The sequence below is a fragment of the Brucella sp. IR073 genome, assembly GCF_049065735.1.
GTDB lineage: Bacteria > Pseudomonadota > Alphaproteobacteria > Rhizobiales > Rhizobiaceae > Paramesorhizobium.
The window spans coordinates 1-1,288 of record NZ_JBAKHD010000029.1 but is presented as its reverse complement, the minus strand read 5'-3'; the positions used below and the strand labels follow the sequence as shown (position 1 = coordinate 1,288).

The following is a 1,288-nucleotide window of genomic DNA, read 5'->3' as shown; positions in this document are numbered from 1 at the left end:
GGGAACCTGCGGCTGGATCACCTCCTTTCTAAGGAAGACGTTTTTAGCCTTGTCGCAAGGCAGGCAAAAACCTCTTATTAGAACAATAGATCATTGAAAGTCATTCAATGGTCGACACGCGGACCTGCCGCCTTCGTTTCTCTTTCTTCATGGATATCGCTCACGCGCCGTACCGTCTTCCTTCGGAAGTCTGGCGCTCCGCGGGGGCGCGGCACGAGCCGCGACGGCCGGTCGGCCTTGCGAAGCTTCGCTTCGAGGGCGCTAGACCGTTTAAGCGTGTGCTCTTAGCTAGGGCTTGTAGCTCAGTTGGTTAGAGCGCGCGCTTGATAAGCGTGAGGTCGGAGGTTCAAGTCCTCCCAGGCCCACCATTTAATCTTGAGGGGCCGTAGCTCAGCTGGGAGAGCACCTGCTTTGCAAGCAGGGGGTCGTCGGTTCGATCCCGTCCGGCTCCACCAGGACTTTTGGTGTTGAGCGGATTTGCCGATATCCATGGGAAAACCAAGTTTGCGGATCGTTCGCTGAATGATCTGCCTGTTCTGTATGAAAATCGTGAAGAGAAGATGTAATCGGACCGGATGAATATCCGGTGTCGCAAGGGACGCTCATTAACCCTTGCAGATGATTGGCAAGCCTAACCGCTGCCACCGATTGTATCTCGAGAAGCTGGTCTTTCTGCTGATGATCATCGAGTAAGCCGTAGGGCGTCTGTGGCGACAATCTCTTCGAGATTGCGCCGTGGTGCGCGACAAATCCTTCGGATTTGCGACGTGACGATCCCTTCGGGATCGCACTGATGAGCATTGGCAATGAGAACGATCAAGTGTCTTAAGGGCATTTGGTGGATGCCTTGGCATGCACAGGCGATGAAGGACGTGATACGCTGCGATAAGCCACGGGGAGGTGCGAATACCCTTTGATCCGTGGATTTCCGAATGGGGCAACCCACCTTAGATAGCTAGAAAATCAATATAGTTGGAGCGAACGCTGTAGGATTTAGACCCCTACAGACCGCTAGGTCGTCGGCCGGATGGCCGCCCCCGCGGAGCGCCAGCCCCGAAGGGGCGGTACGGCGCGCGAGCGAGAACTATATCGGTTTCTAGCTATCAATAATAAGGTATCTACACTTGAATACATAGAGTGTTAGAAGCGAACCTGGGGAACTGAAACATCTAAGTACCCAGAGGAAAGGACATCAAACGAGACTCCGCTAGTAGTGGCGAGCGAACGCGGACCAGGCCAGTGGCAATGAGGAATAAAGTGGAACGATCTGGAAAGTTCGGCCATAGCG

General features: G+C 54.2%; 2 tRNA genes and 1 rRNA gene. All 3 read left to right on the top strand.

The annotated features are described in order from the left end of the window. Nucleotides 1-291: 291 nt before the first annotated feature. Nucleotides 292-368 (top strand) — tRNA-Ile (locus ACOWVG_RS19265). A gap of 11 nt (nucleotides 369-379) precedes the next feature. Next, a tRNA-Ala gene (locus ACOWVG_RS19260) sits at nucleotides 380-455 on the top strand. A 359-nt stretch (nucleotides 456-814) separates the two neighbouring features. Next, a 23S ribosomal RNA gene (locus ACOWVG_RS19255) occupies nucleotides 815-1,288 on the top strand; the annotation flags it as partial.